Annotated in this window: 17 protein-coding genes and 1 CRISPR repeat array; of the genes, 5 read left to right on the top strand and 12 right to left on the bottom strand. The window is 33.3% G+C overall.

From position 1 onward, the window contains the following. Position 1: 1 nt before the first annotated feature. From cas1 to DFQ09_RS04180, 4 genes are all read left to right on the top strand, one after another. Positions 2-901: a type II CRISPR-associated endonuclease Cas1 gene (gene cas1 / locus DFQ09_RS04195; protein ID WP_115808384.1), complete on the top strand. Its 900-nt coding sequence runs from the start codon at positions 2-4 to the stop codon at positions 899-901. An 86-nt stretch (positions 902-987) separates the two neighbouring features. Continuing rightward, positions 988-1335 carry a CRISPR-associated endonuclease Cas2 gene (gene cas2 / locus DFQ09_RS04190; protein WP_115808383.1) on the top strand — a complete coding sequence of 116 codons (348 nt, stop codon included), beginning with the start codon at positions 988-990 and terminating at the stop codon, positions 1333-1335. Positions 1336-1443: 108 nt separating this feature from the next. Continuing rightward, positions 1444-6796: direct repeats of the CRISPR family, unit length 46 nt; unit sequence CCTGTAAATGCTATACTAAAATAGTAATCTGAAAGCAATTCACAAC. Positions 6797-7151: 355 nt separating this feature from the next. After that, positions 7152-7919 carry a type IV toxin-antitoxin system AbiEi family antitoxin gene (locus tag DFQ09_RS04185; protein ID WP_115808382.1) on the top strand — a complete coding sequence of 256 codons (768 nt, stop codon included), beginning with the start codon at positions 7152-7154 and terminating at the stop codon, positions 7917-7919. Continuing rightward, a complete protein-coding gene (locus DFQ09_RS04180; protein ID WP_115808421.1) occupies positions 7912-8808 on the top strand; it encodes a nucleotidyl transferase AbiEii/AbiGii toxin family protein in 897 nt (298 codons plus the stop codon). The genes DFQ09_RS04185 and DFQ09_RS04180 overlap by 8 nt, the downstream gene beginning before the upstream one ends. A 27-nt stretch (positions 8809-8835) precedes the next feature. On the opposite strand, the gene DFQ09_RS04175 is transcribed toward DFQ09_RS04180, so the two are convergent. The 12 genes from DFQ09_RS04175 to DFQ09_RS04120 form a co-directional block, all read right to left on the bottom strand. After that, on the bottom strand, positions 8836-10044 hold the full coding sequence (locus DFQ09_RS04175; RefSeq protein WP_115808381.1) for a site-specific integrase: 1209 nt from the start codon (positions 10042-10044) through the stop codon (positions 8836-8838). 294 nt (positions 10045-10338) lie between these two features. Beyond that, positions 10339-10965, bottom strand: a complete 627-nt coding sequence (locus DFQ09_RS04170; RefSeq protein ID WP_115808380.1) for a Pycsar system effector family protein — start codon at positions 10963-10965, stop codon at positions 10339-10341. Positions 10966-11247: 282 nt separating this feature from the next. Beyond that, positions 11248-12993 (bottom strand): thiamine pyrophosphate-dependent enzyme, encoded by a 1746-nt coding sequence (locus DFQ09_RS04165; protein WP_115808379.1) that lies wholly within the window; start codon positions 12991-12993, stop codon positions 11248-11250. 9 nt (positions 12994-13002) lie between these two features. Beyond that, positions 13003-13389: a DoxX family protein gene (locus tag DFQ09_RS04160; RefSeq protein WP_115808378.1), complete on the bottom strand. Its 387-nt coding sequence runs from the start codon at positions 13387-13389 to the stop codon at positions 13003-13005. Positions 13390-13547: 158 nt separating this feature from the next. Continuing rightward, entirely contained in the window at positions 13548-14789 is a 1242-nt protein-coding gene (locus tag DFQ09_RS04155; RefSeq protein ID WP_115808377.1) for a cation:proton antiporter, read from the bottom strand. 274 nt (positions 14790-15063) lie between these two features. Continuing rightward, the gene (locus DFQ09_RS04150; protein ID WP_115808376.1) at positions 15064-15441 is read right to left on the bottom strand and encodes a DoxX family protein; all 378 of its coding nucleotides are present in this window, start codon (positions 15439-15441) and stop codon (positions 15064-15066) included. Positions 15442-15902: 461 nt separating this feature from the next. Next, positions 15903-16652 (bottom strand): hypothetical protein, encoded by a 750-nt coding sequence (locus DFQ09_RS04145; RefSeq protein ID WP_115808375.1) that lies wholly within the window; start codon positions 16650-16652, stop codon positions 15903-15905. Positions 16653-16663: 11 nt separating this feature from the next. Next, a complete protein-coding gene (locus tag DFQ09_RS04140; RefSeq protein WP_115808374.1) occupies positions 16664-18274 on the bottom strand; it encodes a glutamate synthase-related protein in 1611 nt (536 codons plus the stop codon). Continuing rightward, positions 18271-18651 carry a hypothetical protein gene (locus DFQ09_RS04135; protein ID WP_115808373.1) on the bottom strand — a complete coding sequence of 127 codons (381 nt, stop codon included), beginning with the start codon at positions 18649-18651 and terminating at the stop codon, positions 18271-18273. Before DFQ09_RS04135 ends, DFQ09_RS04140 begins: the two co-directional genes overlap by 4 nt. Positions 18652-18852: 201 nt before the next feature. Beyond that, positions 18853-20511, bottom strand: coding sequence for an FG-GAP repeat domain-containing protein (locus DFQ09_RS04130; protein WP_245940301.1), 1659 nt, complete (start codon positions 20509-20511; stop codon positions 18853-18855). Then, entirely contained in the window at positions 20498-21157 is a 660-nt protein-coding gene (locus tag DFQ09_RS04125) for a DUF6796 family protein (RefSeq protein WP_115808372.1), read from the bottom strand. Before DFQ09_RS04125 ends, DFQ09_RS04130 begins: the two co-directional genes overlap by 14 nt. 127 nt (positions 21158-21284) lie before the next feature. After that, positions 21285-22052, bottom strand: a complete 768-nt coding sequence (locus DFQ09_RS04120) for a patatin-like phospholipase family protein (RefSeq protein WP_115808371.1) — start codon at positions 22050-22052, stop codon at positions 21285-21287. 372 nt (positions 22053-22424) lie between these two features. On the opposite strand from DFQ09_RS04120, the gene DFQ09_RS04115 reads away from it, so the two are divergent. Continuing rightward, the gene (locus DFQ09_RS04115; protein WP_115808370.1) at positions 22425-23132 is read left to right on the top strand and encodes a response regulator transcription factor; all 708 of its coding nucleotides are present in this window, start codon (positions 22425-22427) and stop codon (positions 23130-23132) included. The last annotated feature ends 6 nt before the right edge of the window (positions 23133-23138 follow it).

Below are 23138 nucleotides of genomic sequence, written 5' to 3'. Positions count from 1 at the left end.
TATGATAAAACGCACACTATTTTTTGGTAATCCAGCCTATTTAAGTACTAAGCATGAGCAGTTGGTAGTTCGTTTTCCTGAAGACAATAAAAAAGAAGCCGTTGTTGCAATTGAAGATTTGGGCTATGTGGTGCTAGAGCATCCTCAAATTACCATTACCACAGGGTTATTGATGAAATTGGTACAAAATAAAACGGCTGTCATTACCTGTGATAAACAACATATGCCATGTGGATTTTTACAACCTATGGTGGGGCATACAGAACAGACAGAGCGCATGCGTTATCAATTAAAAGCCAGTGTGCCTTTAAAAAAACAATTGTGGCAACAAACAGTTGTCGCTAAAGTAGATAATCAAGCCAATCATTTATTAGAGCAAGGTAAAAAGGCTTTAAAATTAAAGCGTTGGATAAAGGAAATAAAAAGTGGTGATCCAGGAAATATAGAAGCGATTTCTGCCGCCTACTATTTTCAAACCTTGTTTAACGCGTTAGATGGGTTTAGTAGAAACCAGAAAGGAGTTGCACCCAATAATTTATTAAATTATGGCTATGCCATACTAAGAGCGGTTACCGCCCGTGCTTTAGTGAGTAGCGGACTATTGCCTTCGGTTGGGATTTTTCATAGTAATAAGTATAATGCATTTTGTTTGGCAGATGATGTAATGGAGCCTTACCGTCCCTATGTAGATGCCTTGGTCTATGATATGGTGGAAACAGGGTGTAATATAGAAGACTTAAATAAAAATATAAAAACAGAATTATTAAAAATCCCGGCATTAGATGTTGTTATTGATGGAAAAAAGAGTCCGTTAATGGTGGCTATGAGTCGTACAACGCATAGTTTACAAGAATGTTTTTCTGGAGTTAGCAGAAGGATATTATACCCGGAATTTAGTTAATATGTTACGTGTCATCTCGAGCGCAGACGAGCGGATGAAAAAGATAAATTTAACATTGGTCTCCACTGCGCACAACCTGCCATGCCATGATTCAAAATCGCTTTTCTAGATTAAATCAATATAGAAGTATGTGGGTATTAGTATTTTTTGATCTACCAACGGAAACAGCAACAGAACGAAAGGTTGCAGCTCGATTTAGAAAAAAATTACTAGACGATGGCTTTGTTATGTTTCAGTTTAGTATTTATATGCGGTTTTGTGCCAGTAGAGAAAATGCAGCAGTACATATTAAGCGAACTAAAAGTAATTTACCCAAGAAAGGAAAAATATGTATTATGGAAATTACGGATAGGCAATTTGGTATGATGGAGTTATTTCATGGGCAAAAAGAAGTTGATCCCGAAACACCAAGTCAGCAATTAGAATTGTTTTAGGATTAAAAAAAAGATTTCTAGCTTAAGTTGAGTAGAAAAACTGGGTTACTTTTTTATAAGCTAATAAGTGTTTTAAAAAACAGGATACCAGCTTTTTATGGCGGGTATCCTGTAAATGCTATACTAAAATAGTAATCTGAAAGCAATTCACAACACTGCTGGATATAATACTTTTGACAAGTATCCTGTAAATGCTATACTAAAATAGTAATCTGAAAGCAATTCACAACTGTATAACGGTGAGTATGACACTAAGTATTCCTGTAAATGCTATACTAAAATAGTAATCTGAAAGCAATTCACAACACGTAACTGAAAATGCAAAATTAGATAACTCCTGTAAATGCTATACTAAAATAGTAATCTGAAAGCAATTCACAACCGTTTGGATGCTCTAGTGACATTCTTTTGGCCTGTAAATGCTATACTAAAATAGTAATCTGAAAGCAATTCACAACACGTGCCACGTATAAGAACCGTTTAAATAACCTGTAAATGCTATACTAAAATAGTAATCTGAAAGCAATTCACAACTTATACAGTGTAATAATCGTCAGACTTTAACCTGTAAATGCTATACTAAAATAGTAATCTGAAAGCAATTCACAACTATTATCCCATCTAGCCTTAGTGCGTCTAACCTGTAAATGCTATACTAAAATAGTAATCTGAAAGCAATTCACAACATATGCAACGAGTGGCTTTTGGGTTTTTACCTGTAAATGCTATACTAAAATAGTAATCTGAAAGCAATTCACAACGAATACTCTTATTGTCTTTGATGAAAATAACCTGTAAATGCTATACTAAAATAGTAATCTGAAAGCAATTCACAACTACACCACCGTTAGTCTGTGAGTAGAAGTCCTGTAAATGCTATACTAAAATAGTAATCTGAAAGCAATTCACAACCAATCAGCGACGTTGTTTATACGTGTCAGTCCTGTAAATGCTATACTAAAATAGTAATCTGAAAGCAATTCACAACACATTACGGATGGACTTATAGCGGTAATTTCCTGTAAATGCTATACTAAAATAGTAATCTGAAAGCAATTCACAACACGAGGAGGACGCCGCAAAAGATTTGATCGCCTGTAAATGCTATACTAAAATAGTAATCTGAAAGCAATTCACAACTTAGGTGGTTAATGTAAATTTCTTTTACTTCCTGTAAATGCTATACTAAAATAGTAATCTGAAAGCAATTCACAACACTTATTGGCTGTGTATAATCTAACTCTAACCTGTAAATGCTATACTAAAATAGTAATCTGAAAGCAATTCACAACTGGATGATGACTTTGATTTATTGTTCTTTTCCTGTAAATGCTATACTAAAATAGTAATCTGAAAGCAATTCACAACAATACTTTTGAAATCATAATACCAGAATATCCTGTAAATGCTATACTAAAATAGTAATCTGAAAGCAATTCACAACACTGCAATTGATATCGCTTATAAAAAGATACCTGTAAATGCTATACTAAAATAGTAATCTGAAAGCAATTCACAACAGTTGGCGACTTGTTGATGTCTAGAACAAACCTGTAAATGCTATACTAAAATAGTAATCTGAAAGCAATTCACAACGGTAGAGATGTTTCCACGCAGTTTAAAGTACCTGTAAATGCTATACTAAAATAGTAATCTGAAAGCAATTCACAACCATTAGCCGACAACAGCTTAAACTACTACGCCTGTAAATGCTATACTAAAATAGTAATCTGAAAGCAATTCACAACAAGCCCAGGTATTTAGTTTCCCCGATCTAACCTGTAAATGCTATACTAAAATAGTAATCTGAAAGCAATTCACAACTATATTGTATTTGATAGCCATATCTTATATCCTGTAAATGCTATACTAAAATAGTAATCTGAAAGCAATTCACAACCAAGAACTACTATTGGTAATTGGAGATTTTCCTGTAAATGCTATACTAAAATAGTAATCTGAAAGCAATTCACAACAACCAAAGATGTAGCCATGAAGCTTGTTAGCCTGTAAATGCTATACTAAAATAGTAATCTGAAAGCAATTCACAACTGTTGGAACCGTATGTGTTGAACCTGGATACCTGTAAATGCTATACTAAAATAGTAATCTGAAAGCAATTCACAACATCCTGGATGTCTAATGACCAATAAATATTCCTGTAAATGCTATACTAAAATAGTAATCTGAAAGCAATTCACAACGGGTATGACACTACAAATCAAAAAAATAAACCTGTAAATGCTATACTAAAATAGTAATCTGAAAGCAATTCACAACTATCTCAATAAATTCACGTTCAACATCATACCTGTAAATGCTATACTAAAATAGTAATCTGAAAGCAATTCACAACATAATGAGATCGTTCTTTTCCATCTTTGAGCCTGTAAATGCTATACTAAAATAGTAATCTGAAAGCAATTCACAACACAAAGTTGTTAGTGATATTTCATTGCTAACCTGTAAATGCTATACTAAAATAGTAATCTGAAAGCAATTCACAACTTATCCGCTGTGATATCTCTCAATACTAAACCTGTAAATGCTATACTAAAATAGTAATCTGAAAGCAATTCACAACATGATGCATTTGACTACTGTAAACAAAACACCTGTAAATGCTATACTAAAATAGTAATCTGAAAGCAATTCACAACACGATCATCTTTTTACATACATTTTCTCCACCTGTAAATGCTATACTAAAATAGTAATCTGAAAGCAATTCACAACGAAGGTATTGGCGAAGATTTAGCTTTAACACCTGTAAATGCTATACTAAAATAGTAATCTGAAAGCAATTCACAACTAACGTTTAGCTTTGATAAAGTAATGACCTCCTGTAAATGCTATACTAAAATAGTAATCTGAAAGCAATTCACAACAAAAGTTGTTGTTATATGTTATATGATGAGCCTGTAAATGCTATACTAAAATAGTAATCTGAAAGCAATTCACAACCGTATGCAGCAGCTATTGAAGCCACAGCAGCCTGTAAATGCTATACTAAAATAGTAATCTGAAAGCAATTCACAACTATAGGTCACAATCACCATTATCAGTTCTTCCTGTAAATGCTATACTAAAATAGTAATCTGAAAGCAATTCACAACTATTAACGTACAGTACGAAAAGATAGATGGCCTGTAAATGCTATACTAAAATAGTAATCTGAAAGCAATTCACAACTGGTGGTTTATATTTTATAGATTTTTATCCCCTGTAAATGCTATACTAAAATAGTAATCTGAAAGCAATTCACAACGATAATATTATATTTGAAACAAATATCGGTCCTGTAAATGCTATACTAAAATAGTAATCTGAAAGCAATTCACAACTGATGGTCAAATAAGAAATGAAACAGATATCCTGTAAATGCTATACTAAAATAGTAATCTGAAAGCAATTCACAACGGAACCTAATATTTCTAAAGTTTTGGGTATCCTGTAAATGCTATACTAAAATAGTAATCTGAAAGCAATTCACAACAAGGCAAGCTACCATCAAACGTGGATATAACCTGTAAATGCTATACTAAAATAGTAATCTGAAAGCAATTCACAACTAGATAAATGCAATATAGGTGAAGCATATCCTGTAAATGCTATACTAAAATAGTAATCTGAAAGCAATTCACAACTTGACCATTAATATATGTAAGTAACGTGATCCTGTAAATGCTATACTAAAATAGTAATCTGAAAGCAATTCACAACATAAGTAAGTTGTCACTCACATCGTACAACCTGTAAATGCTATACTAAAATAGTAATCTGAAAGCAATTCACAACACAACAGCAATTAGATGGACGCGCTAAAACCTGTAAATGCTATACTAAAATAGTAATCTGAAAGCAATTCACAACTGAAAGCGAGTATTTAAAAGTATCAGCCCTCCTGTAAATGCTATACTAAAATAGTAATCTGAAAGCAATTCACAACTCTTTTAAATCATTGGTACCGCCTTCTTTTCCTGTAAATGCTATACTAAAATAGTAATCTGAAAGCAATTCACAACATATCTTAGTTTTAATAACGTATCTATTTCCTGTAAATGCTATACTAAAATAGTAATCTGAAAGCAATTCACAACGGAAAATGGGGTCGTTCATGTTAGTTATTCCTGTAAATGCTATACTAAAATAGTAATCTGAAAGCAATTCACAACACAACAGCAATTAGATGGACGCGCTAAAACCTGTAAATGCTATACTAAAATAGTAATCTGAAAGCAATTCACAACTAACGTAGTGGTTATTTCCTTTCTACCTTACCTGTAAATGCTATACTAAAATAGTAATCTGAAAGCAATTCACAACTTCTACAGTGTCGCTCTCTTGCTTGCTCATCCTGTAAATGCTATACTAAAATAGTAATCTGAAAGCAATTCACAACTGAAAGCGAGTATTTAAAAGTATCAGCCCTCCTGTAAATGCTATACTAAAATAGTAATCTGAAAGCAATTCACAACTCTTTTAAATCATTGGTACCGCCTTCTTTTCCTGTAAATGCTATACTAAAATAGTAATCTGAAAGCAATTCACAACATACACAACAATATTTAATTTTGTATTTTCCTGTAAATGCTATACTAAAATAGTAATCTGAAAGCAATTCACAACAACCTCTCTAATTCTACCTTGCTCAGTGTTCCTGTAAATGCTATACTAAAATAGTAATCTGAAAGCAATTCACAACCGGTTTAGAAGTCTCTCAAATAAAAAGACACCTGTAAATGCTATACTAAAATAGTAATCTGAAAGCAATTCACAACTGAATGGGATCTAACTAAAAAGACTACTACCTGTAAATGCTATACTAAAATAGTAATCTGAAAGCAATTCACAACAGCGTGAACGTGACCCGTTGACCTATTTTTCCTGTAAATGCTATACTAAAATAGTAATCTGAAAGCAATTCACAACTTCCTCTCTACATTCAAAACTATATCCTTTCCTGTAAATGCTATACTAAAATAGTAATCTGAAAGCAATTCACAACCATCTGCTCTATTTGATAACTGTTAATATGCCTGTAAATGCTATACTAAAATAGTAATCTGAAAGCAATTCACAACGCGTTTAAACGTGTTATTTAAGCATAATTTCCTGTAAATGCTATACTAAAATAGTAATCTGAAAGCAATTCACAACTAAGGGCAGTCGCATAAATCAAATATTTGCCTGTAAATGCTATACTAAAATAGTAATCTGAAAGCAATTCACAACAGTATCTTGCGACGACAAACACGGAAGTCTCCTGTAAATGCTATACTAAAATAGTAATCTGAAAGCAATTCACAACGACAGGTGTCCAAGGTTTTGTCAGGTGCTCCTGTAAATGCTATACTAAAATAGTAATCTGAAAGCAATTCACAACTACATGCCTTTGTTTCGGTCTTCAAACTTCCTGTAAATGCTATACTAAAATAGTAATCTGAAAGCAATTCACGACAACTAAAAGCCTTAAAGGTTTTTCTTTGTATCTATTTTGTACCTTATGTTTTATAAAGCCATATTAAAAAAGAATGGCCCTGGCCTAAATTAAACAGTTGAATATATCATAACCTTTATAAGACTGGGTTAATCGAATTCTATGTAAAAATGAAGTCATTAATAAATGTTTAATATCACTCCTTCTTTTATCATTTGATTCAAATTTACACTTCAACCCTTTGTTAAATACTTATAAGACACATGAGAGATAATAAGTTTATATCTAATCAATAGACTAAACTATTAGTTTCTTTATTTGGGTAATTATAAACTAGTCTATATCTTTGGTTTATATTTTTAAATAATACTACACTATGAGTTTAGAAAAAGAACATAAAATAAACTCTCTTTTGCGTGGCTGGCCACAAAATGCTGTGTATCTTACATCGTGGTTAGTGGAAAACGGGTATTCACATCAGTTATTGAGCCGATATAAAAAGAGTAATTGGATTACTTCTCTAAATAATGGAGCATATGTGAGAAGTGGAGATTCAGCAACCATAGAAGGAGCTGTTTTTGCATTACAATCACAAAGTCATGTTAGTATTCATCCGGGCGGAAAATCAGCTTTAAATCTATTAGGAAAGGCTCATTATCTGGAATTTTCAAGACAACAGTATATTCTTTTTGGAAATGAAAACGAGCGAATTCCTTCTTGGTTGACAAATTATAATTGGGAAATGAAGTTAAACTATTATCCTACATCATTCTTGCCTGCTGATTTTGGTTTTACAGAAGTTGAAATAAATGGATTTTCTATAAAAGTATCAGGTGCAGCACGAGCAATAATGGAGTGTTTGTATTTAGCTCCTAAAAAGCAAGATTTAAAGGAGTGCTATGAACTCATGGAAGGTTTGAATAATTTACGTCCTAATCAAGTACAGCAATTGCTCGAAGCTTGTAAATCAGTAAAAGTAAAACGATTGTTTTTATATCTGGCTAATAAGTGTCGACATCCGTGGTTAGAATTTGTAAGCGTTGAGAACATTGACTTGGGAAAGGGGAAACGACAAATTGTCGCCGATGGCGTATATGATCCAAAATATAAAATTACAATTCCTAAAAATTTGGTGGATGAATAATTATAAGCATCAAGTGCGATTACTTCTAAGTGTAATTCCTGAAGTAGCAAAAGAAAAATGCTTTGCTCTTCATGGGGGTACGGCTATCAATTTATTTGTAAGGAATATGTCTAGGTTGTCAGTTGATATTGATTTAACATATATACCTATAGAAAATAGAACAACTTCTTTTTCTAATATTAATAATGCCTTAGGAGAAATAAAGAAACGCTTGAATACAATTTTTCCAAATTTATTGATCGAACATCAAAAGGACAAGCTAAAATTACAGATAAGTGATAAAGGTGCTTTAATTAAAATTGAAGTAAATCAAGGCATCAGAGGTTTATTGGGTGATACGAGTACTTTGGTTTTATGCAATAAAGCGCAAGAAGATTTCGATGTCTTTTGTTCAATTCAAGGAGTTTCGTTTGGACAATTGTATGGTGGAAAAATAGTTGCTGCGTTGGATAGACAGCATCCAAGAGATTTATTTGATGTAAAGGATTTGTTAGACAATGAAGGGTTTACAGAAGAAATAAAAGAAGGTTTTATCTTTACGTTACTGAGCAGCAAAAGACCTATTAAAGAAGTTTTATTTCCAAATTTAATAAATCAAGAACAAGCTTTTGCAAATCAATTTATGGGTATGACAGAAAGGCTTTTTTCGTATGCGGATTTTGAGCAAACTAGGGAGAAGCTAATTGAAAATATACAGGAAGAATTAACCGAAAGCGATAAGAAATTTATTGTGAATTTTGAAAACACGTCTCCGGATTGGAGCGTTTATGATTTTGAAAAGTTTCCGGCCATACAATGGAAACTTCAAAACTTACAATCCCTTAAGGAAAGTAACCTGGAAAAGCATACTTCCAATATGAAGGAACTGAAAAGATTACTTATCAATTAGTTTAACACATCTTTTTTAGAAATACCTTCAAACCAAAATTTCGATCGCATTATCTAAAACTGAATTGTCAAATTCTTTAAGATAAGTTTGTGTGATACTGAGGTTTTGATGGCCCATGGATTCACTAATAATATCGGTCGCTACCCCTTTTTGTTTTAAACAGTTAGCAAAACTATGTCTGGCGACATAGCTGGTTATGGGTTTATCAATTCCACATATTTCGGCAATCTCTTTTAATTCTTTGTTATAGCGCTGAAGGGTTTTATGTTTTCTGTTTTCCAATTGTGGAGGGGTCAAGTTGTTTTTTAAAAGAATAGGAAATACATATTTAGTATCAATGGCAAACTCTTTATAATAATTCAAAATCTCTCGAACAGGGGGTAGAATTTTAATTTTGAAATTCCCTTTAGTTTTAGATCTCGTATAATATATTTTATCATTGTTAATTGCTTTCCACTCAAGTTTCATCATATCCACAAAGTTCATTCCTCTAGTGTAAAAACTAAATATGAAATAGTTTCTGGTATTGACGTACCGTGGATATCTTGCTAAGTCGAAATCTCTAATTTGAAGGATTTCTTCTATTCTTAAAGCCTTTTTGAGATTTTTACCTTTTAGTTTTGATACCTTATATATTTTAAAGGGATAATCCTGTTCTTTAGCTATTTTTCTTTCAATAGCAAAGTTATATAGTGCTCTTATGGTTCTCATTCGCACACCTATACCACCATCGCTTCCTCCTCTTGACCTTAAGAAAGCTTCATATTTATTTAAAAAGGAAGGGGTGATGTCTTTAAAGTTAAGTCTAGTGCTTTTATGAAATAAATTTAAAGAAGCGAACACTTCTTTATTTACGCGTGCATTGCCTGTTCTTCCTGCATAAATCATTTCACCAATAATTTCATCCCAAAAATAAAAAACATTTTGATGTACTGGATTAGACACAAGTCTAAAGCGATTTTCAAAATCTTTTAGTGTGAAATCACTTTTTTCCATTTCTAAGTCGGAAAGAATTTTTAACGCTCTATCCTTGAATTTAAGAAGTAACCTGTTATTTTGGATATTATTTGAATTCTTATTGGTAAAGCTCCCTGTTGTTTGATTCCACTCCATCGGGAATGCTCTAAATATTGTTTTAAAATATTTCGATTTTCTATCTTTCGACACTCTTAAAGAGATAGGATAACTACCATCAGCAAGTATTGTTTTTCTCAATACGGTTTTTACGGTTGACATAGACTTAGATTTAATCAGTACAACATCTGTACAACAAATTGCCTTTTAAAGGTAAATCATATGCAAATAAAAACAAAACAAAATCTTATAAATAACTGATAGTGAATACATAAGGTGCTAAATATTGCTAAATGAAAACTAAAATAATCTGTCTCATAATCAGGTGGTCCTTGGTTCGAGCCCAAGTGGGACCACTAGTAAAATCAAGCCTTACAGAAATGTAAGGCTTTTTTTATAAAGTAGACGTTTTAATCTTATATAGGACGCCCGAAGCTAAAAAGCTTTGCTTAAAAATTAAATCATCCCTCCAAAAAATACATGACACCCTATAAATGCGATTACGGATAAAATAATACCCACTAAAAAAATATTAAAGGATTTACGAAGTAATTTAAATTTACGATCAATTGTTTTACCTAAATGGTAAGTGTCTGTTGCAATGGTTTTATATAACTCATCACCTTCATTCATTAAGTTGGTAATGTTATTTACGTACTCATCTTCTTCCATCTCATGAAAGTTCCCATAAAACATTAAGTTTTTTGTCTCACTTTTTCCATGAACTAATTCTGGTCGTGTTGCAAAAATTGCAAAGGCAATTGAAGCTAGATTCGTGAACAATATCATTACTACAGGAAAGATTAGGTGAGGATCTGTACTTAATTGACTCATTACCGTACCTAGAATCAATGATAAAATTAAAGCGTTTATGGATATTAAAATATTAGATTTTGTATCTATCATCGTGTTTAGAGTATACTGATTTTTAGATAACAATCTAAATAATGTTTCTACTCCTCTTTCAGACCTTGGTGCAACTTTCGCCAATTTCTTTTTTAATTGCTTTAAGGCGTCTTTATCAATATCTAATTCTTCCATTAAATATTTATCCTCTGCCTTTACTTTTGATTTATCGCCCATAGTTGGATGTTTTATAATTTAGACCATATTTAAAAATATGATCTTTTTACAAATTTACGACTACTTAATTCTTAATCAATAATAGAAATAACAATTGCTCAGTTATAAGATGTATTATTCTATAATTAATAAGAAAGTAAAACAGAGATAGGGTATAATTACTTTAGCAAAAGTGATATGGAATGATTTAAGCCTAAATACCTTTACCTAATTTTTAGTAATATTTGTTTATCCTTCTTAAAAATTTGTTGTTCATAATTTTAGTTTTAAAAGGTTAAAATATTAATCAAAAAAGGCCTTGAGTTCTTTTTTAAGGTTGTCCCATTGATCAGCATCTCCAGAAATGATTTGGCTCACTTCTTTTAATTTTGAAGTTCCAAAGCCAACAGCCTCCTTTAGCCCTATATGCGGTGGTAGAGATAATTCACCGCTACTTACAACCGCATCAATAATAAATGGCTTAGTACTTACTTTTGCCATTTTTATGGCATTTTCTATGTCTTTAGCTTTTTCGACTCGGACCCCTTCTCCACCGCACAAACGAGCGTAGTCTGCAAAATTGACATTTTGTTGTTCTAAAGCGTCCAAAGCAGGTGCGAGTCCTACTTCCTCCATTTCTAATTTTACAAAACTTAACTGAGAATTATTGAGAATAAGGATTTTAACAGGAAGATTATATCTTACAGCCGTAATAAAATCTTGCATTGCCATATTGAACGCTCCATCTCCAGAGATACACCATACTTCTCTGCCAGGATTGGCCATTGACGCTCCCATAGCTGCAGGAAGTCCGACAGCCATAGAACCATGATTAAATGAGCCCATAATTCTTCTGTTAGTATGAAATGAAATATGATGTGCAGCCCATATGGCCGAGGTGCCTGTCTCAACTGTAAAAATGGCATCGTCTGAAGCATATTCATTAATATAACGTGTAAATATTTGTGGATGTAACGGTTCGTTATCGCGCTCTGGTGATGCTTCCTCTAATTTACTCTTTTTCCATTTGGTGAATTTTTCGTTTAATGTTGAAAGAAATTGGTCATCAGTTTTTTCTTCAACTAATGGAATTAGTGCTTTCACAAAAGTATTTACGTCACTATGTATACCAATGTTTACACTTGTTCTATTTCCTATATTTTCTTCTCTTATATCAACTTGAATAGTTTCTGTATCGTGAGGTAAGAAATCAGTGTACGGAAAATCGGTAGCGAGCATGAGCAACAAATCACATTTCATCACTGCATTATAGCCTGTTGGATTGCCTATTAGTCCTGTGAGGCCAACCGTATTTTCGGTATCGTGGTCAAATATGTCGGTTGCTTTTAGCGTATGTGTAATAGGGGCTTTTAATTTTCGGGAAAGGTCAAGGATTTCGCTTCTGGCTTCTCTGCAACCATGACCTGCAAGAATAGCAACCGTCTTGGCACTATTAATGGCTTCTACGGCTTTCTTTACGGAGTCATTACCAGGCATTAAAATAGCATCAGAATTATAAATAGGTCTTAACATTTGTTCGTTTTCTGCTTCCATTCCGGCAACATCTGCAGGAAGTTCAATTCGGCAAACTGTTTTTCGGGAAACTGCAATCTGAATAGCACGTAAAATGACACGTGGTGCCATTTCTGGTGTTTTAATAATAGCTTGATAATCACAAACATCATCATATACTTTTGTAAGATCGACCTCTTGAAAATAATTTGTTCCCTGTTGTATTTGGGGAACTTGTCCTGTAATGGCGATTACCGGTGTTCGTGCTTTTTTAGCATTATAAAGGCCATTAATAAGATGTAAGGCTCCTGGTCCAACGGTTCCGGCACAGACGGCAAGCGAACCTGTAGATTCACTATCTCCAAACGCTGCAAATGATGCATTGCCTTCATGTTTAAAGCCAATCCAATTAGCATCATCTCTTTTTTCTATAGCTTTCACAAAAAAGTTAAGAGCATCACCCGTAACACCGTAGATGTTCTTAACTCCAGTAGCTATTAATATTTCCAATAATTGTTCTGATACGTTTTTAGACATAGTTTTATTTTAATAAATGGTATATAAGCCACCATTTGTAGTTAATATTATAAAGGCTGCAATAAAAAATATAACGTCATAATGCCAACCAAAACCTTCTTCTGCGTAAAATCCTGTTTTCCACTCAAAAATTTTCTTATAGATGGCTCCAAGCATTGTTATCATAATCAATATAGCTCCCACTTGCGTGAAAATTCCTAAAATAATAGATACTGCTGCAAGCATTTCCGTGATGCCCAATACCATAGCAGCCGATGCTGGCATCCCCATACTTTCTCCACGTTCTTTAGGGTTTATTGCATGACTTTTACCGCTACTAAAAAAGACCATTCCAACACTAATTCGAAGTAATAAAAGGGCGACAGGGCTTAAAAAAGTGACATCTATTAGTTCCATAATTCTGTTTTTTTTATATGGTTAGATTATCTAAAGAATTTTATAGTATTGATTTGATATTAAATCAATGTAATCTTTAGTAACTCATCTTATTGACGCATTCCAGAAAGAAAAGAGCTGTATCGCATTTTCTGCATCAAATTATTCAAATAGCATCTCTACTTATACAATTTCTTTACAAATGCTCCAATGCTTAAGCCTTGTACAATTATTGAAAACAATACGACTACATAAGTAATATATAAAATAAGCTCACTGGATAGATCATTTGATAAGCTTAAGGCAAGAGCAATTGATATTCCCCCACGTAATCCTCCCCAAGTTAATACAGCGACTGTTTTTATTGGCTTTTCTGCTTGGTGTTTTAGTAGTGAATAAGTAAGTAAAACAGAAATAAAACGCGCTACCAATACAATGACAATAGTAAGAACACCTAATAATAAATGTGTGAGGTCAAATTCTAACAGATGAATAGCCAATCCGATAAGTACGAATAAGATGCCGTTAAAAACATCATCTAAAATTTCCCAAAAAGAATTGATGGCTTTTTGTATAGCGTTTTTATCTTCGTTTACATGAATTTTGTTTCCTATTAATAAACCTGCAACAACCATTGCTAATGGTGCCGATATGTGTAGCATAAATGCGCCTGCTGTTCCTCCCATGACTACAGCAAGTGTAATCATTACTGCCAATTGTGGGTTTTCTTTTAATGATTGAATGCATTTTAAGCCTAGAAAACCGATGAGTAATCCGTAAAGTAATCCGCCTACTGCTTCTTCTAAAAATAATGTGCCTATTTCTGTCCCTATTTCAGCTGAACTGTGTTCTCCTGTTGCTGTAGCAATTAATAATATACCAGAAAAGACAACAACACCAATACCATCATTGAACAAGGATTCTCCTTCTATTTTTATACCTAAACTTTCAGCAATATTTGCTTCTTTTAAAATAGCCATCACCGCAATTGGATCGGTAGGTGAAATTAAAGCACCAAATAAAAGTGCGTGCAGAAAAGGCAATTCTAAACAAATCCATTGTGCGCCAAAAAACACTAAACCACCGACTATAAATGTAGATATGAGAACACCTAACGTTGCAAACAACAAAATTGATTTTTTCTCTTTTTCGAGTGCGGCGAGGTTAACATGCAGTGCGCCTGCGAACAATAAAAAACTTAAAATACCATTGAGTAATAGTGTTTTAAAATCGGCGTTAACAATAATATCACAAAAGAATCTGTAAAATTCTGGAAAAACAGATTCGCTTAACATTATAGGAATGATTAAGAGTAAGCTTAACATCATCAACCCAATAGTTGTTGGTAGTTTTAACCACTTATAATTGATGTAGTTAAAAAGTGCTGCGATTGTAAATACAATACTGAAAGATTCAAACATGTTATTTTGATTTTGTATTAATATATTATCCAACAAAAACACCGATAACAATGGCAAGGTAAAATTGCCTATGATGTTAATTTATAACTGCAACATAAGCAGGGCTAAAATCACTTAACATAAAATGAATAGGCGTTAAGAGAAAATTACAAATACTTAAAAGGGCGATTAACTATTTGCAATTCCGCATTAACCTTATTTACTGTATCTATCTATTGTTTAAATTAAAACACTTTCATTTTAAAAGTGCTGTATTTTACTTTGAATACTTGTACTACTTTTTGGCTAATATTTTGAGTTTATATGTAGAAAGTACAGAAAGAAGTACAGCAATAACAACAAGCATCATTACTGGTTCTGGTCTTGCAAAGAACTCCATTATTAAACCGCCAATCATTGTTGCCAATAATAAAAAATAGGCCAATTTCCCTAAGTTATTTGTGTTCTTAATAGTATATATGATAAGAAGAATCGCAATTACGAGTTCCACACTACCTGTAAATACTCTAAAAATATCTGGATCTAACGGTACTAACGATTTAAACTGTTCAAACCCTTGAACGCTTTTTTCAATTCCTACTAATTTTGGAATTGCAAAAAATAGCATAAGCGCAGCGGCTATTAAATTACTTGCTTTATTAATTATTTTCATTTTTAGTTTGTTTAATATGTTTTATTCTTAAATTAAATTTACATCTGTAACACTTTTAAAAGTGTAGGTCTGTTATGTTTATTGCGTTTTTCAACACGAATTCCTGAAACACCACAATTTTCTGCATATTTTGCAAAGCTTGGGTTAGTTAGTGGTGTTTGCCACACGTCCCTTCAGAACCAGCTGTTACGGTTTGTATACGTCCTTCTGGAAGTATTTTTCTATGGTCTAGAACCTTAAATTATTTTTGTTTTTTCATAATAAAATTGATTTAATTAGACCTAATTTTAAAACTGAAATTGATGAATATTCACAGGTCTAACGGAATATATTATCAACAAAATAAGCCCAAACGTGGATACAACTATGACTAAAATTTCCAAAGATGTTGAAACATTATAAATGTCATTACTACCAGTTATTACTCCAGTTCAGAATAATAACCAGTAATACTTTTGTGGTTATAGTTCGTTGTTTTTTAGCACGTTTATTGCTTCTTCAAAAAATGCGACACCTTCAGATTCTACAATCGTATCTGCATTAAGAACCGCACCTTTAAAGTCATCAGATTTCCATTCTCCAGATGGCAATTTTGGTAATTGTAATGTGTCTATTGTACCACCATTTTTGTATCCAGAGATATATAAATAATGTTTGTTGCTAATAGCATCAGGAATTGCTAACCCTAACCCAATAGTAATATCAGAATCGGGTAATGCATTATAAATACCAGAATCAAAATGATGTGGCCAGACTCTAATCGATGTATTAAGATCGTAGTGTTGATCGATTTTTTCAAGAACTGACTGCGCTAAAACACGTAGGTTTTTGAGTGTATTCAATTGGTCAGAATCTAACAATTCAAACGTAAAAGAATTGTCTATAGCATAAGGTAAATCGTAGTGAAACGCGTAGTGATATGTTTTATTTAAGTGCGCTTTAGACGTGTCCGATAACCAACTTAAAACCTCAGCATGCATTGCTCCATCTAACTCAAAAGTTGTGGTTCCTTTATTAGATTTCCATTGTAATGCGAACTTTTCATAATCTAAATATAATTGATCACCATTGTCTGAAAGTATATGCGTACAAAGACTTCCATTGTCTTTATCAAACCCTAAGTTAGTATGGCTGTCGTCTGGTTGTTTTTCTAAAAAGCTTATTCCTGCTGCAGCTAAATATTGAGCCGCTAAATGCATTTGTTTTTCCATAGTCTGTTTTTTTATTTTATTCCTGCGTAATTAATTCCTGTAAGTTGATGTATGTCGTGGTCGTAAGTTGAAAGGTCATCGTGATTGAATTTAGAGATCCTATCATAACCACAAGCACGTGCTATAACTTTGATTAAATCGTTACTTGCTTCAAAGTAGTTTTGTAATTGTTTAGCTGAAGAATCGATAATCAATCTGCTACGTAACGATTCTTTTTGAGTCGCAATCCCTACCGGACAGTTATTACTGCCGCAAGCACGCATCCCTAAACATCCAATAGCTTGTAACGCTGAGTTAGAGACTGCAATAGCATCTGCTCCCAACATCATGGCTTTTGCAAAATCCTCAGCAACACGTAAACCTCCTGTAATAACTAAAGTGACATCAGTTGCACCAACTTTATCCATATAAGCTCTTGCTCTTGCTAATGCCGGAATGGTTGGTACATTAATATGATCTCTTAAAATTGTAGGAGCAGAGCCTGTTCCGCCACCACGACCATCGAGAATAATATAATCGACACCAACATCGAGTGCAAATTGAATGTCTTTTTCAATATGACTGGCCGCAATTTTAAACCCGATAGGAATGCCTCCTGTGCGTTCTCTAACTTTATCTGCAAATACTTTAAAGTCTTCAACCGTATAAAAATTTGGGTTTGCAGCTGGTGAAATTGCTGTTTCTCCTTCTTTTAACCCGCGAACTGCTGCAATTTCAGCACTTACTTTATTGCCTGGTAAATGTCCTCCAGTTCCTGTTTTTGCACCTTGACCTCCTTTAAAATGAAAGGCCTGTACGTTATCTAATTTATCCCAAGAAAATCCAAATTGAGCGGATGCTAATTCGTAAAAATATTTGGAATTACTCGCTTGCTCTTCTGGTAACATGCCACCTTCACCAGAGCAAATTCCTGTGCCTGCTAATTGTGCTCCTTTTGATAATGCTATTTTAGCTTCACGAGATAAGGCTCCAAAACTCATATCACTTACAAAAAGTGGCATGTCTAGTTCTAAGGGCTTTTTTGCCTTTGGCCCAATCACAACTTTAGTTGCAACGTCTTCATGATCTAATAAAGGTCTCGATGCTAATTGTGCGGGTAAAAACTGAATATCGTTCCATTTAGGAAGTGTATCTCTATCGACTCCCATAGAAGCTGAGAATCCATGATGACCAATATTTTTTAGTCCATTTTGAGCCAATTCTTTTATATAACCTGTATATGGCTCTGTTTCTTCTGGATGGGTATCTGCGTAGGCTCCTAAATACGTATCGCGATTAAAAGGCTGTGGACTATTTACTAAATAAGCATCAATTTCGAAAGCATCTACAAATAAATCATCACCTTCAATTTTGGTAGAAAACTTATGAAGGACTTCTTTGTTATTATATTCTGAAACTCCTGAATCTACACGATAATCCCATCCGTGAACTCCGCATATAAGATTATGACCATCTACATGACCGTCGGACATTAGTGCTCCTCTGTGCAAACATCTTCCGTAAAGTACAGAAATATCATCATCAAATTTCACGATGACTAAGTCTAATCCGTTGACCAGTGCATGTTCTGGTTGCTTATTTTCTAAGGAGCTTACTTGAGCAATGACTACTGGTTTTTTCATGGTTTAGGTTTTGATTTAATGTATAATATTTTTAGAATAATTAAACTACTAAAGAGCAATAAGGAGTAGTAACACATTGGTGTACCTGAAGCTGTTTTTGGGCATTCGGCATGTCCTGTGAATTGCATAATTGAAGCTATTAAAGCAATGCTACCAGCAAGCCCTGTAAATAAAAAATATAAGACATTACCCTTTTTTAAGAGATGTGATATTAGTGGAATAATAAAACAGATTAGAACAACCAAACACATTGGTATGTCCATTATTTTAGGACAACCTTCACCTGTTTTAAATTCTTCAATAACTAGCCCTCCTGCACCAAATAATCCTATTATAAGGATTGCAAGAATGCTGTAATATGTGATTTTGTTTGACATTAGTTTTTAATTTATACGCTACTGTTTTCATTAAAACAAAAACAAAAGCGTACCAGCCTTTAAAATAGTGCTAATGCTATTTAAGGTTATTGATAATAGTTATAATAGGTAAGTTAAATCTTTTTTTAAATACAGAAAAAACTTAAATATCAGGTAGTTATTAGGTAAGATACGCTAAAAAAATTCTACGTCACTTATATTTTATAATTCTTCTTCAAGTGTCTCTAAAGTTGACTTTTGCCTTTCAACTTCAGCTTTTAAATCGATAATAGTATTGATTTTTGGATTATCAATACTAATCTCATTATCATTAGCCAACCAAACTTTTATGTTTAAAACTCTAGATTCTTTGCCTAAGCCAAATTGAAGTAATGCGGTTTGATCACTAGCTAAACCCTCTCCTGTTACTAACCATTCGGTCAGCGTTTTTGTTGGCGTAGTTACGGTTACTTTAGCAGCTTGTACGTTAACAGACTCTCCTAAATCTACCTGTAGATAATTATTGGTTCCACCTTTATTTATATAGGCTAATGCAGGTGTATCAATATTTACCCAAATCATATCTAAATACCCATCTTGATTAAAGTCACTTACTAATGACGTAATAGCAAAGTGAGGATTTGTAAGTCCACTCTCTTCTTCGGTAGGTGCGAATGTTCCATTTTCCTTTTGAATTAGAACACGACTCGGTAATTTGAATAATTTACTTGGAGGGAAGTCTACATAATTTTCGGCCACCATTAAATCTTGTAAACCGTCGTTATTAAGGTCTGCAAAAGTACAACCCCATGCAAATTCGTAATCTGCTATTTTGGCTTTTTCTGCTACATCGGTAAATTTAAAATTTCCTTCGTTTTTAAATAGCATCCATTTATCAGTAAATAAGGATGTATCTTTTATATCTCCTTGTGCAATCATATTAGGGAGTGTACTTCCTGTATTAGAGAACATAAAATCTACCAAACCATCATTGTTATAATCACCCACAGCGAGTCCCATTGGATACGCAAATTTCTTAGTCAAAGGATTGGCTTTCATGGTAAAAGTTAAGTCCCCATTATTTTTATAGGTACGTACTTCTCCAGTATCATGTACCACTACTAAATCTTGCCAACTATCATTATCGATATCAACAAAAACACCTTGAAATGTATTATGTACATAGTCTAAACCAGCAGATTTAGTAATAGTTTTAAAAGTGTTATCACCATTATTAAGTAACAACTCGCTTGTAGAACCATAATTGTAATCTTCAAAAATATTTTGCCCTTCCATCAATTCTTTTTTAAGATAGGTAGCTAAAAAGATATCTAAATCTCCATCTTTATCAATATCGGCTACCGTTATTCCGGCAGGATTAGATTTTTCATTGATTGGAGTATCAATAATAGTTTCTGTAAACGTTCCATTGGTATTAAAATAAATGCGAAGTCCGTCTTCTCGGCCTAAAATAATATCCGTAAATCCGTTATTATCAAAATCGGCAGAAACCACACCAACAGTTGTCGTTGTATTTCCTTTTTTAGGCAAATTGACTTCTGAAGAAATATTTACAAATTCATTATTCCGATACGCAAAAATTGCATCTTCTTGTTCCATACCACCACCAAAAAAGACTTCATCTATATTATCATTATTAATATCGATTAACGCTGAAGGAACAATAGGCAATGATTTTTTGCCATTATATTGATGCACAAAATCTAAAGGGATAGGGGTGAATTTTGGAATTTCATTTTCCGCAATAGTTATATCGTATTTATCAGAAACTGAATCTCTCCAGAAAAAACCAACTAACACTAGAAGGAGCAGTAGTATGGCAATACTTAATAGTTTTAAAAATTTCTTAATGAGTTTCATTTGATATAGTTTTTAGTTGGTAGAGTGATAGTGCAAATAAAATAAAGTGAGTTACATTCATTAGTATGGGTAACATGTGCTTACCTATTGAAGGGATTAGTTTTCCTAAAACTACCAATAAAATAAGTATAACAATGGGATTGAAAATGGCCATCCATTTTTTATAATACGTGCCGCCTTTTAAAATAGCGATAGCAAAAACAACAGAAAGTGTAGCTATAATTATACGAAGCGCTTTTACTAACACTTCCATATGATCGGTGTAATGTGCTAATAGGTTTTGGTATGTTGAAGGATCTATAGTATCCTTTAAGTGCACAATATTACCTATTGATGCTCTAGAGCCTATCCAAACACCTCCAACAGCAAAAGCAACAAAACCAATGGCCAAAACGAGTCTTGCTAAAGTTTCGTTACCAGATTTTAGCATTCTATATATATGTATGTATCCTGCAAAATAAAAAGGCAGTCCAATAACAGCTAGGAAATGTCCTGTGGTAAGATGCTCTAAAGCTACAAATTTGAAAAACTCATAACCCTCAGAATGTTCTAAAATGGAAGGTGAATAGTGTAGAAAATATTCGCCTAATCCTACAAGAATAGAGGCGATAAGACCAAGGTAGCCTAAAATTTTGGTTAGTTGCATTTAGTTTTTGATTGGTTGGTTCTTGAATTTGTCGAGAACTGTTAAAATTCCTTTCAAAAAAAATAAATATCTGTATATAAGTTGGTTGTGGGTAGTTTTAATCCACGGTAGAAGAAATAATTTTAATTTATGGTGTAAAAAGACTTGGGTTGTCTTTTAATGCAGTAAGTGTAGACATGTATCCTAAATTGAAAATAGCGTCCACATTGCTCATTCCAAAAGTGCCATAATTGACTAAGTCTTTAGGGCTTATTACCAAATCACAATCCGGGAATTTATTCGTAGATTCTGCTGTAACTTTAATTTTATAGGCACGTTCTATTACTGAGTAAGAGTGTTTTAAGTCCTTTATACTAATCTCTTTTAAAGGATTAACAAATACACCTATAATTTTATCACAATCTTTTTTTAAGGGTTCAACAGGAAAATTATTTAATGTGCCTCCATCGACATAGAATTGTCCATTAATTTCGGTTGGTGTAAACACACCAGGAAAAGAGGCTGAAGCTATAATAGGTTTTATAAGTTGCCCTTTGCTAAACATCTTAGACGTTCCATCAATAATATTAGCTGCGGGAATGAATAAAGGCTTTTTTAAATCATTAAAATTATCTTTCGGAAAATAGGTTTTGAGGTCATCATAGAAGTTTTCAGAGTTTAAAAATCCAGGTTTATTTCGCGCATACCTTTTAGTGTGAAAAAGCGGTATGGTTTTAAAGAACGTTAACATTTCTGACCAGGAAACTCCAGCAGCATACAAGGCGCCGACAATAGCACCAGAACTCGTGCCTGCAATATGTGTAGGAAAGATGCCGTGCTCTTCTAGTGCCTTAATGACGCCTATATGTGCTGCTCCACGAACACCACCACCAGAAAGTACTAATCCTATATTCATGTTATAAAAGTACAAAGTTGCGTCGACTTATTAGCCGATTTTTCAATGGATTGTCTGACAAATAATTAATAAGGTTCTACGTAACTACAATTCAAAAAAGCAGATAATTACATCGGTATTTCTAGAATATAGTGGATAAGCTATAACAGAATTTTATATTGTCTTTTGAAATAAAGGCAAACCCCTTGAAGAAATCGAAAAATTTTGGGAGTAAATCTTTTATTGCTCAACTTATTTGAAAGCATCTGCAGCTTCTTTCGTCTATTGCAAGTATTAACCTGTAATCTAAGCAGATGTTGTTTTTAAAATAACATAGTATCGGGATACTTTCATGATACTTTAGGACTAGATTGCCCACAAAATAAATTGAAAATGGTTCAAATTCTAGTTGTTGAAGATGATGTGCATATCGCAGAATTGGTTACAATAAACCTTAAAGACGATCAAACAAGCGTAAAAAGTTGTTATAATGGTAACGAAGGTTTTTTAGAAGCCTCCACAAATGCTTATGATCTTGTTATTTTAGATTTAATGTTACCTGGTAAAAAAGGCTTAGATATTTGTAGAGAGTTAAGAGCTTCAAAAGTTAATACGCCCATACTCATGCTCACTAGTAAAAGCGATGAGATCGACAAGATTTTAGGTCTTGAAACTGGAGCAGACGATTATATGACTAAACCCTTTAGTGTTCGTGAATTGCAAGCCCGTGTAAAAGCGATCATTAGGCGCCAAAGCTTCGATACAACAAGCACGACTTCAGAAGAAGACCCAGATTTACCAGTATTAACGCGTAAAGATCTTGTGGTCAATCAGGAAATGCGAAAAGTAGAATTACAAGGTGAGCGACTTAATCTTACGCCCAAAGAATTTGAATTACTCTGTTTATTAGCCAATAACGTTGGTAAAACCTATAGCCGTGCGCAATTATTACACCGCATTTGGGGCTATGAGTTTGAAGGTTACGAACATACTGTAAATTCTCATATTAACCGCTTACGCGCAAAAATAGAACAAGACCCTGGAAACCCCGAATACATACTCACCACTTGGGGAGTGGGCTACCGATTTTCTGAATCCTAAGACCTT

Origin of the sequence: Winogradskyella pacifica (assembly GCF_003386275.1) — a bacterium.
GTDB classification, from domain to species: Bacteria; Bacteroidota; Bacteroidia; order Flavobacteriales; family Flavobacteriaceae; genus Winogradskyella; species Winogradskyella pacifica.
The sequence above is the reverse complement of the archived record's forward strand: the minus strand, read 5'-3'. Positions and strand labels throughout refer to the sequence as shown.

Excerpts from the sequence above, each read along its gene's own strand:
- DFQ09_RS04150 (WP_115808376.1), bottom strand. The coding sequence starts at position 15,441 with ATGAAAATAATTAATAAAGCAAGTAATTTAATAGCCGCTGCGCTTATG.
- cas1 (WP_115808384.1), top strand. The coding sequence starts at position 2 with ATGATAAAACGCACACTATTTTTTGGTAATCCAGCCTATTTAAGTACT.
- DFQ09_RS04145 (WP_115808375.1), bottom strand. The coding sequence starts at position 16,652 with ATGGAAAAACAAATGCATTTAGCGGCTCAATATTTAGCTGCAGCAGGA.
- DFQ09_RS04170 (WP_115808380.1), bottom strand. The coding sequence starts at position 10,965 with ATGGGCGATAAATCAAAAGTAAAGGCAGAGGATAAATATTTAATGGAA.
- DFQ09_RS04165 (WP_115808379.1), bottom strand. The coding sequence starts at position 12,993 with ATGTCTAAAAACGTATCAGAACAATTATTGGAAATATTAATAGCTACT.
- DFQ09_RS04115 (WP_115808370.1), top strand. The coding sequence starts at position 22,425 with ATGGTTCAAATTCTAGTTGTTGAAGATGATGTGCATATCGCAGAATTG.
- DFQ09_RS04135 (WP_115808373.1), bottom strand. The coding sequence starts at position 18,651 with ATGTCAAACAAAATCACATATTACAGCATTCTTGCAATCCTTATAATA.
- DFQ09_RS04130 (WP_245940301.1), bottom strand. The coding sequence starts at position 20,511 with ATGAAACTCATTAAGAAATTTTTAAAACTATTAAGTATTGCCATACTA.
- DFQ09_RS04185 (WP_115808382.1), top strand. The coding sequence starts at position 7,152 with ATGAGTTTAGAAAAAGAACATAAAATAAACTCTCTTTTGCGTGGCTGG.
- DFQ09_RS04120 (WP_115808371.1), bottom strand. The coding sequence starts at position 22,052 with ATGAATATAGGATTAGTACTTTCTGGTGGTGGTGTTCGTGGAGCAGCA.
- DFQ09_RS04125 (WP_115808372.1), bottom strand. The coding sequence starts at position 21,157 with ATGCAACTAACCAAAATTTTAGGCTACCTTGGTCTTATCGCCTCTATT.
- DFQ09_RS04160 (WP_115808378.1), bottom strand. The coding sequence starts at position 13,389 with ATGGAACTAATAGATGTCACTTTTTTAAGCCCTGTCGCCCTTTTATTA.
- DFQ09_RS04140 (WP_115808374.1), bottom strand. The coding sequence starts at position 18,274 with ATGAAAAAACCAGTAGTCATTGCTCAAGTAAGCTCCTTAGAAAATAAG.
- DFQ09_RS04155 (WP_115808377.1), bottom strand. The coding sequence starts at position 14,789 with ATGTTTGAATCTTTCAGTATTGTATTTACAATCGCAGCACTTTTTAAC.
- DFQ09_RS04175 (WP_115808381.1), bottom strand. The coding sequence starts at position 10,044 with ATGTCAACCGTAAAAACCGTATTGAGAAAAACAATACTTGCTGATGGT.
- cas2 (WP_115808383.1), top strand. The coding sequence starts at position 988 with ATGATTCAAAATCGCTTTTCTAGATTAAATCAATATAGAAGTATGTGG.
- DFQ09_RS04180 (WP_115808421.1), top strand. The coding sequence starts at position 7,912 with ATGAATAATTATAAGCATCAAGTGCGATTACTTCTAAGTGTAATTCCT.